The sequence below is a fragment of the Wolbachia endosymbiont of Atemnus politus genome (assembly GCF_013309895.1).
This window is the reverse complement of sequence record NZ_JAAXCS010000044.1, coordinates 1-9,952: the sequence shown is the minus strand read 5'-3', so window position 1 is coordinate 9,952 and position 9,952 is coordinate 1. Positions and strand designations below refer to the sequence as shown.

Sequence of the window (9,952 nt, the reverse complement as noted above, 5' to 3'; positions counted from 1 at the left end):
GGATTTCTATTCGAAACATACATTCACACATTCATTTTTATATATACAGATTAAAAAAGATTCATCTAGCGCTGAAACTCACTTTTACACAAGATATAAAAATGATATTTTTATGATAAAACTATGTTAAGTTTTTATAAAACTTCTTGCATATTTTTTAATATTGGTTGGTTTATCAAAGTTTAGACTCGACTTTTACGCTTGTCTAAAGATAAGCGACTCGTTAGTGCCACCAAAGCCAAACGAATTGGAAAGTACATATTGGATTTTATGTTCTTTTGCTTTAAACGGGACAAAATTTAAATCACATCCTTCTGAATGCTTGTGTAAATTTAAAGTTGGTGGAGTCATTCCATTATTTAACGCAAGGATACTAAATATTGCTTCTACGCTCCCTGCAGCGCCAAGCAAATGCCCTATAGAAGATTTAGTAGATGAAACCGGTACTTTGTAAGCGTAGTCACCAAATAACTGTTTTATTGCTATCACTTCGATTTGGTTCCCCAAGTGGGGCTGAAGTACCGTGTGCATTGATATATCCAATTTGGTTTGTACTAACTTGTGCACTCTTTAAGACAATTTGCGTCGCTTTAAATGCACCCCTTCCTTCTGAATGTGGCGCTGTGATGTGATGTGCATCCCCTGTTAGTCCGTATCCAATCAGTTCGGCATATACTTTTGCCCCTCTTTTTTTTCATGTTCATATTCTTCTAGCACTAATATACCGGATCCTTCACCCATAACAAATCCATCACGTTTTTCATCCCATGGTCTTGAAGCTTCCTCAGGCTTATCGTTAAACTTAGTTGATAGTGCCTTCCTAGATGCAAAACCTGCAATCCTAACCCTACACAGTGCACTTTCTGCTCCACCTGCAACCATCACGTCTGCTTCATCGAGTTTTATAGCCCTTGCTGAGTTTGTAATTGCATGCGCACCTGTTGCACATGCGGTTACTTCTGAATCGTTTGGGCCTGTAAATTCGTATTTAATAGAGATATGCCCAGATATCAAATTTATTAGACTTGCAGGAATAAACAATGTGCTGACACGCCTGTGCCCCTTTTCCTGCATAGTAATTACATTTTCCTGAAGTGATGGAAGACCACCTATACCAGAGCCAATAGTCACACCAACGCGCTCTCGATTGATATTTTGGTTTTCCAAAATCATGGAATCTTCTACTGCCTAAATAGCAGCTGCAATGCCGTAATCGATAAATCGATCTGTCCTTTTTAGGTCTTTTTCAGAGATATAATCTAGCGGATTAAAATAATGCTATATATTGTCGTGCTGCATAGGAACTTGCCCTGCCACTTTGCAGGTAAGATCGGAAGTATCAAATCTGTTGATTTCCTTTATGCCAGACTTACCATCCATTAATTTGAGCCAAGTGTTTTTAACATCTGCTGCCAGTGGAGTAATTAAGCCAATACCAGTAACTACTACTCTTCTGCTCATTTAACACTACAATTGTTTTTTTTACTACATACTCAACTATTTGTTCCATAGTTTCCATTTTTTGTGCTTCTTGCTCAGGAATTTCTATTCCAAACTTTTCTTCTGCTGCCATGATTATTTCAACTGCATCTAAACTGTCTGCACCATGCTCAGAGAGCTTCGAAGAGTTGTTAAACTTCTCTACATCCTTACTAATGTGCTCTAACACAATCTTTCTTACCTTTTCTTCTATGTCTTCTCTACTGCTTTTTTCTAGTTTGTAATTTATTTTTAACCAAAAATAATCTATTCTTCGATGTTATAAAAAAATTTCATATTTGCAATACCTTTTTATGATTGATAAACTATTATAAAGTTTTTTTTACCGCTCCCGCTGCTTCAGTATCATATGCTGGAAACTCAAAAATGTTAGATGAAACAACAAAAAATCTGCTCATTGCAGAAATAGATAATTTTTTACCTGAAGACAGCCAAAACAAGCTTATATCAGCTATGCGTTATGTGCTTCTTGCTCCGGCAAAATATACACTTCCACGTTTAGTCACGAGTGTTTTATGTAGAAGCTGAGAAAGCGATATCAGCTGCTATGGCAGTTGAATATGTTCACACCTACTCTCTGATTCATGACGATTTGCCGTGTATGGACAATAGCGACACTCGCAGAAGTCAGCCAAGTTGCCATAAGAACTTTGACGAAGCAACAGCGGTACTTTCTGGGGATGCGCTGTTTACCCTCGCTTTTGAAATATTATCTTCACTAAATGAGGATAGTAACAAGCGTTGTGAAATCATAAAGTGCTCTCTCAAGCGATAGGAACTAAGGGAATGGTAGGAGGACAGATTTTGGATATTGACACAGATTTTTCTAAAATAAAAGAAATTCACTTATTAAAAACTGCAAAACTATTTGCGACTTCATGTGAAATAGGTGCTATAATTGGAGATGCTACAGATAAGCAACGTAGAGTGTTATATGACTACGGGATAAATCTAAGACTTATCTTTCAAGCTAATGATGATGTTGAAGACTACAAACAAGATGAGGTAAATAATTTAATGTCTGTACTTAATAAAAGTGAAATAGAGAACTATATAGACAACCTTTTAAAACAAGTTTCGGATAATTTGAGTAGGCTTTCAGGAGATACTGATTATTTATACGATTTATTGAATCGAGTAAGGAAAGATGGCTAAGAAAATTATATTACAATTGCTTGTTTCCATATTAATAACTTTTATTTTAACTTACGCTTTTGTGTTTACTACCGTCCATATCAACAAAGGTAAGCCAGAAAAAAAAAGGACAAGCTTTATGAGATAAATGCTGCGCATGATGGCTTGGTGCAAACAATAGCATATTATTTAGTGAAACCAATACTTGAATTAGCGCTTGACCGCTATATTGAAAATCATGGGCTGACAAAGTATTTAGAAGAAATAATACAGCAAGAAAAAGAGGAAAATCCGATAAACTTTTATGAAATTACAGAAGGCAGTGGCAGAAGAGCTCTATGTGGTCAAGAAGTCCTGCTGCAAATGTATAAAATATTTAATAACCTAGCGACACCACTTCCGAGTTAAGTCCCTAATGTTACTTTGGAAATAGATCAGGATAATTGGAAAGAGGTAGGTTTAGGAGTAATAGGGATGAAAGAAGAAGGAGTGCGTATAGTTACTGTAAGCAGTGTTACTAATGATAACAAAACGAATTTTAGTTCTTATCATGTCAAATTACTTGAAGTAAAAGACAGATATCCCGACTCAGTAGATAATATAATGATTTTTAATGACTCAACTAACAAGGTGGGAAAACAGGTAAAGTGTGGTGACGAAATATCGGTTAGATATAGCGTAATGAGGCATGATGGTGAATATATGATCAAAAATCAAACAGCGCAATTCAAAGTTGGTGATAAAAAGTACCGCTTGCCATAGAGCTTGGAGTGGTTGGAATGAGAGCGGTTAATAACTGAACTATTATCTCTCCACCGGAACTTTTGAACGTTACCGATGGTACGTTAGTCAAAAATATAAGTTTTGACGAAGAAAATGTTTCTATAATTAATCTCAGCTTAGATGCCAAAGCTTAAAGGCGAGATACTTTAAAATATTACTTGGTAACTAAAAGAAATAATAAAAGTACATATCGCAGTGATAACTGGTGGTAAAACCAGAAAAATAGGTGTCTTTTTAACGAAAAAAATGTTAGAAGGCTTTGAGAAAAAGCATTGTAAATTATTGGCAAAAAGTACATAGCATTGAGAACAGTGCTTACAATCAACACCAGAGAGTCACAAATACAGAAAGTGCTACATTGCTAGAGCTAAAAACAGCTGAAAATGAGAAACTTACCCCAGAAAGTTGGAGCAGGTGGCACTCCGATCATAGATAACGCACTTATAGTAAATGCTGCCATAGTAATTGGCATATTTCGTCCTATGCCGTGAATTCTATCTACATATTTCTCACCTGTTTTCGTTATTATGCTACCTGCAACAAAGAATAGAGTGATTTTTGCAAATGCATGACAAACTAACTGAAAAACTGCAACTCTTGCGCTGAGGTCATAACATATGATAATTGGGAAACGGTAGAGTAGGCGAGCATTTTTTTCAATTCTTTCTGCTTGAGTGCAATCAGTGAAGCAACAATGATGGTAAATCCTGCAGCATAAGGCAGCCATCCTCCAGCAAACCAACTTTGTTGCGCAAAGCGTTGCAGATTATCGGTGCCAAAAGTGTATAATATGATTTTTATAATGATGAAAACCCCGGATTTCACAACACCAACAGCAACAGCATGTAGCATCGCGCTCACAGGATTGCTTTTGGTAACCAAAGATGCATTGGCATTAATGCAGCTTTGCCTATTCCGTAAATCAGCATAGCAAAACACACTGCAATGAAAGTGACGAGCGAAGTGTCAAATTTAAATATTCCACCGCTTACGAAGTCCAAAGTATTAAATTTACTGTATAAGAAACCGAGAACTGAAAAAAATAGTACCAAGGAAGAAAAAAACAGCACATCAAAGTAATAACGTCCGGCTATCATTGACTCATTTGTTGCATTATAGGTAACGAGAGGGTAAGTACTGATAGTCAAAAGTTTAGAAAAGACGAATGTAGTAAGCAAATCGCCAGAAAAAGCAATAAACATTGTACAGCTGATCGATACTGAAAGAAAACACAAGAAACTTGAGTGATCACGATCAGGATAGTTATTCTTCATATAACACACTGCATATACACTGGTTAGTATCCATAAAAATGATATTAACAAACTAAATACTACCCCAGTAGACTCTAGTTTTAAACTAATATGCAATTGTTGCCAAAATCCATGAGGATAAAGTGAGAAGTATCATTAAGCACCCAATATGAGGTACATATGTATACATACATAAAGAAAAGCACAGAAGAAGCAACAGTAACACCATTGCTTACACTAGGCCATTTGCCAGTAAAAAAAAAATACTGCGCCCAAAAACGGAATCAGTGCAGTAATCAAGAAATAATTTTCAGTAATAAAAAATGGTAAGGAAAGGTACGGTCCATTAAGTAATTCATCTTTTTACTTAGGTAAAGCTAGAATTATACCCAAGTCATAGAAAAACTGCCACTTTTTTAGTAAATTAGTTTTATACATATACAGATCTGTATGGCATAAGCTGAATAGGAGGACAGTGTGTGTGTGTGTGTGTGTGTTGTACTCCTATTCTTTTATATAACTTAACCTAGAAGAGTTTCTCTAATTTGATCATACGTAAATTTTAACACATGTTACGATTGAAACAATGTGCATCAACTATTTTTCAATAGCTTTAGTTTTACCTTCCGCTCTCACTTCTTCTATGCGGCTATTAGGAGGTACTGGTGGTAACGGCCTTCTGCTTAAATTTGCATTTTTCTTTTGTGAGTCACCTCTTAATGCCTATTCACGAGTCTGATGCGTAGATTCTCCATTATTGTATTTTCCTCTTATTTTCTGATGAGAGAGCAATGCCTCTTCACGAGTTTGATGCGTAGGCTCTTCATAGTTTCCTCCTACAGAATTTGAGTTTATATTTTCCTCTTGCCGATCAGCGTTTAATAATTTCGAGATCTCTTGCTCTAGCTGGTCACCTTTATAATTGTTTCCAAGATCTTTGATCTCCTCCTTCTTTTTTATAATTTGATCTAGGGCGTCAATAGTATAGGTTTTTTATTTTTTGAGCATCTATTGGCTTACTTCCTTCGATAGTAATTTCACTACTTCCTTGTTTACTACTCACATTGTAGCCCTGCTCTCCAATTTTTGTTGCCACTTCTCTTTTAAATAAATTGCAGATAGCATCTATTATTTTTTGAGCACAATCTTTAAAAAAGTTTTTATTGCTTTAAATTCTTGCGCTAAGGAGATAGTCTCAGTGTATGCTGGTTTTTTATTCTCGTCATCAGTTGGTATATCACTATCTGATTTCTTTTTTTAGTAGGCGATGGTGGTGCAAGTGGCTTTTTGCTCACAGAATTTGAGTGTATATTTTCCTTTTGCACATCAGCGTTCAATAACTTTGATATCTCTCGCTCTAACTGGTTACCTTTATGAAGCTTTTCAAGACCTTGAATTTTTTCTTTATTCTCCATTACTTGCTCTAAAGACTTGATAATAACATCTTTGTTTATCTTTGAAGCATATATTAATTCATTACTACTAACAGTAATTTCATTATCCCCCTGTTCACTACTCACTGCATAGCCTTGTTCTTTGAGTTTTGTTACTACTTCCTTCATAAATAAATTGCTCACAGCCTTCATTGTTTCCCTATCTTGAAAAAAAAGTTCAAACGTGTGGATTTCCCTCAATAAGGAAAGGTGTTGCGTATATGCGTATTTTTTAACTAGTGGTTGCTCTTTAGCCTCCTGAAGTATAGATTCTACTTGCTGAGTGTCAAGCATCATTGCATGACGTTTTGAGTGTGTTGGTTTTGCTTGTGTTTCAGATGATGGTATGTCCTTAATATCTTGTTTTTTATTATCAACACCCATGCCATCACTTGATTTCCTTTTTCGAGGAAATGATGATTGATGTACAGGTCCTGCTTGTACTTTTAATGCATTCTGAATATCTTGAAGATTTCGGTATGTACTTTCTTCCGGTACTATTTTTAATACCTTAAATCCCTCTATTGCTCGATCTGAAGCATCTTTGATTATTTCCTGGACCTTCTGAATATCTATTGGCTTACTCCTTTTGACAATAATTTCTTTTCTCTCCTTACTACTTGCACCATAGCCTTGCTCTTTAAGTGTCCTTATTACTTCCTCTTTAAATAGGTCTTGAACATTATGTACTTCTTTCTTTAATTTATGACCATTGTTAATAAGAACAGATTTAATTGTCTCCATTTCTTTCTGTAAAGAAAAAGTATTTTTATTGATTGTAGCATATAGTGATTCGTCTTTCCTTGAGCTTTCATAGATTGATTCTTTTATTGAATTAGCATTAATAAATTCTCGCACTTCCTCTAGGTAATCAACATTTTTATCCTCTTTAGGTACTTGCACACCTTCAAACTTGATTTTTGTATATCTTCAATACTCAGCCCATTTTTTTTACGCCATTTCTCTCTTTTGCTCATTGATTCAACAAACTCATTAACCTTCTCAATATTTTTTCATCATCATCAACCAACATAACAGTTTTTGGTAACCCACCATTGTGTTTATTCATATACTCCACAATTGCCTTACAGATGTGTAAATTCTTTCCAACTTGACTTTGTTGCTCTCTAATACCTTGCCCTGACAACTGGGGATCATAATCTGCTGGAAATCCACCAAATACAGAAATACCGCCTGCTTGCTTTTTAGATAAGTCCAGATGATTTTCTACAACCCTTTTCACAGCATTTGGATATTCTGTGTATGATGCAATGTTAACTTCCATTCCGCTTGAAAGCGCAGATTGCAGTACAGATTGCAGCTCCGCTTCATTTTTTTATTCCGTCTGTATTCTTGAGGAAATTTCTTATATCAGCATCCGTGACTGCAGTTTCGGTAGTAGAATTCAAATCATATTTCCATTTGTTCCTGAAATAACTATGCATGTGCTCTTCAGTGATAGTGTTATCAAAATCGAATATTAATGGAGCATTATTTTCTTTAGCCATATTTTCACCTTATAATTTTTACCAATTAAGAATAAAGGCTAACACTAATCGGTTAATTATTTACTAGAATGCTTTTAAAATTAATAAAAAGATGATTAAGAAAGAAAAGCTAATAGTGTAAGGAGAAGACTTAAGAAGAGATAAGGTCACAACATTTCACTAACCCAGTTACTCTTTTCCTGATCTAACCTATCATCTAATATTGCCTGTCTTATTGATTCCATCAGCTTATTCATGAAGAAAACATTGTGAATGGTAATGAGAGTGTAGGCTAGCAGCTCTTTAGCTTTCAATAAATGGTGTATATAAGCTCTCGAATGTTTTCTGCAGGCAAAACACAAACAGTCACTTTCAATTGTCCAGCTCAAATTGTTGATTTCGTAAATTAATATGCTCCTTGCACTTTGAAGCAATAGAGTTTCTATTTTTCACTTTAACAAGCGCGCCACCATGTCTTGCCAGGCGAGTTGGATGCACGCAATCAAACGTGTCAATTCCAAATTCCACTGCGCGAAAGATATCCACAATTCCACCGATACCAAGCAAATGAGTAGGCCTATCTTTTTAAGTGCTCCATAGTAAAAGAAACTACATCATACATCTGATCCTTACTCTGACCAAGTGACCCGCCTATTGCTTGACCGTAAAATGGTAAGTCAGTGATAAAACCACAGCTTTCTTTACGCAGATCTTGATATATTCCACCTTGGCTAATTCTATACAGCGCTTGTTTGCCATCATTACTTTTTTCAAGTTCATTTAAAGAACGTTCAGCCCACCTGTGGCTCATGAGCATTGATTTTTGTGTATATTCTCTGCTTACATGAAAAACGGGATACATTCATCTAAAACTAGGATTAAATCTGCACCTAATTTTTGCTGAATTTGTATAGATTTTTCAGGAGTTAAACAATAAGTTTTACCATTGATGTAAGAACGAAAAATTGCCCCATCCTCATTAATTTTGATCAGAGTTTTTTGTTTCTTTCTTATTACTTTTATTTCTTCTGAAACTGATCCGTGTCCCAAGCTAAATATCTGGTATCCACCAGAATCAGTAAGCTACAATGTTTAATAGGAATTAAAATTTTAAAACTTTAAAAAATTTTAGAAAAATTAAAAAAAATTAAATTTTTTTTAAAAACTTCAAAACCCTAAATTTCATCCACAGCTAGAACCATTCCATCTAAAAATTGATATCACTCTGACCTGCCTTGTAAACACCCCAATATAATCCCGCCCGCTTGGCACTGCTGTCCCCTCCTGTCAATCCTCCATGGCTTTCATCTGCCGCCCTAAGAATACAGTGGAACCCAGACCCCCTACTTCCTATTCTCTTCTTTATTTACTTTCTTTGATTCGGCCCGACCGACCTTCCCTCTCCTCTTTACCCGAGACGAACATTGGAGCCAACTAAGCTTTCCTTCCTTGTCTGCCTGTCCATATTTGCCCTAACTTGATTCCCCCATCCTACCTCCTCCGATTGCCTACTACCATTTCCCAATTTTACAATATCATATCATTCTTCAGTAATTTACCCCTTCACTATTTTTCTCACTTCATTTACACGTTTAGAACCGCCCTCGCGATTCTTTATTCAAGTTCTTCTTATAGGTATTGGAAAGTATTATTTGAGTACCAGCTTCACCGATTCTCTCAATATCCGCGGCTTTAATTGCAGCTTTGGTTGCACAAAATATAAATGCTGGTGTTTCTATGCTTCCATTTGGAGTTTTAATTGTGCCGACTCTTGCAGAACCTGATTGTTTGGTTATCCTAAATGAGAACTCTTTCATCTATTTTTTTTGAAAGCTCTGCTATGATATTTTCTACTTTTTCGGGAGTAATATTTTCATAAAAATTGTCATTAATCTGTACAACAGGAGCATTAACGCACGCACCAAGACATTCAACTTCTTTTAAAGTAAACAGATTATCTTTGGTAGTCTCACCTATATTGATCCCAAGTTTCTTTTTAAAGGTATTTAAAACTTCTTTGCCACTGCATAACCAGCAAGGAGTTGTTCTGCAAACTTGTATCAGATATTTACCCACTGGTTTTAAATTATAAATGGTGTGTGTAAACATTTTCCACTTCGAATACGCGAATATGTGGAATATGCAGCATATCAGCAACGTAGGGCATGGCAAACTCAGGAACCCATCCACATTGTTCTTGAACCAGATGTAGTAAAGGAATAACAGCACTGCCTTCTTTACCTTTTGGATACATCTCTATAAACATTTTTGCTTTCTTGAGGTTTTCTGATGTAAAACTAAATTGCTCTTCTTTTTCTTTCATCTGTAAAGTTCATGTAAATCTCAACAGATTATACTTAAA

Annotated in this window: 4 protein-coding genes and 7 pseudogenes; 2 read left to right on the top strand and 9 right to left on the bottom strand. The window is 35.6% G+C overall.

Going from position 1 to position 9,952, the window contains the following annotated elements:
• Positions 1 to 195: 195 nt before the first annotated feature.
• Positions 196 to 1,461 (bottom strand): annotated as a pseudogene (gene fabF / locus HET73_RS03950) (beta-ketoacyl-ACP synthase II).
• A gap of 16 nt (positions 1,462 to 1,477) precedes the next feature.
• Positions 1,478 to 1,729: pseudogene (gene acpP / locus HET73_RS03945) on the bottom strand (acyl carrier protein); the annotation flags it as partial.
• Positions 1,730 to 1,866: 137 nt separating this feature from the next.
• Between acpP and HET73_RS09440 the strand changes: the two are divergent.
• A pseudogene (locus HET73_RS09440) lies at positions 1,867 to 2,655 on the top strand (polyprenyl synthetase family protein).
• A pseudogene (locus HET73_RS03935) lies at positions 2,648 to 3,551 on the top strand (FKBP-type peptidyl-prolyl cis-trans isomerase). Before HET73_RS09440 ends, HET73_RS03935 begins: the two co-directional pseudogenes overlap by 8 nt.
• A gap of 12 nt (positions 3,552 to 3,563) precedes the next feature.
• Here HET73_RS03935 and HET73_RS03930 read toward each other — a convergent pair.
• The 7 genes and pseudogenes from HET73_RS03930 to nuoE all read right to left on the bottom strand — a co-directional run bounded on the left by HET73_RS03930 (position 3,564) and on the right by nuoE (position 9,913).
• Positions 3,564 to 4,988 (bottom strand): annotated as a pseudogene (locus tag HET73_RS03930) (proton-conducting transporter transmembrane domain-containing protein).
• A gap of 863 nt (positions 4,989 to 5,851) precedes the next feature.
• Positions 5,852 to 7,006, bottom strand: a complete 1,155-nt coding sequence (locus HET73_RS03925) for a hypothetical protein (RefSeq protein WP_174134048.1) — start codon at positions 7,004 to 7,006, stop codon at positions 5,852 to 5,854.
• A 70-nt stretch (positions 7,007 to 7,076) separates the two neighbouring features.
• Positions 7,077 to 7,388 carry a hypothetical protein gene (locus HET73_RS03920; RefSeq protein ID WP_174134047.1) on the bottom strand — a complete coding sequence of 104 codons (312 nt, stop codon included), beginning with the start codon at positions 7,386 to 7,388 and terminating at the stop codon, positions 7,077 to 7,079.
• 43 nt (positions 7,389 to 7,431) lie between these two features.
• A complete protein-coding gene (locus HET73_RS03915; protein ID WP_174134046.1) occupies positions 7,432 to 7,611 on the bottom strand; it encodes a hypothetical protein in 180 nt (59 codons plus the stop codon).
• A gap of 146 nt (positions 7,612 to 7,757) precedes the next feature.
• Positions 7,758 to 8,673, bottom strand: a pseudogene (tgt, locus tag HET73_RS03910) (tRNA guanosine(34) transglycosylase Tgt); the annotation flags it as partial.
• 509 nt (positions 8,674 to 9,182) lie between these two features.
• Positions 9,183 to 9,407 (bottom strand): hypothetical protein, encoded by a 225-nt coding sequence (locus HET73_RS03905; protein ID WP_281356022.1) that lies wholly within the window; start codon positions 9,405 to 9,407, stop codon positions 9,183 to 9,185.
• Positions 9,388 to 9,913 (bottom strand): annotated as a pseudogene (gene nuoE / locus HET73_RS03900) (NADH-quinone oxidoreductase subunit NuoE). Before nuoE ends, HET73_RS03905 begins: the two are co-directional and overlap by 20 nt.
• Positions 9,914 to 9,952 lie beyond the last annotated feature (39 nt).

What these genes read in the sequence shown, in the direction of transcription:
- HET73_RS03920 (WP_174134047.1), bottom strand. Translation starts at nt 7,388, where the DNA reads ATGGAAGTTAACATTGCATCATACACAGAATATCCAAATGCTGTGAAA.
- HET73_RS03915 (WP_174134046.1), bottom strand. Translation starts at nt 7,611, where the DNA reads ATGGCTAAAGAAAATAATGCTCCATTAATATTCGATTTTGATAACACT.
- HET73_RS03905 (WP_281356022.1), bottom strand. Translation starts at nt 9,407, where the DNA reads ATGAAAGAGTTCTCATTTAGGATAACCAAACAATCAGGTTCTGCAAGA.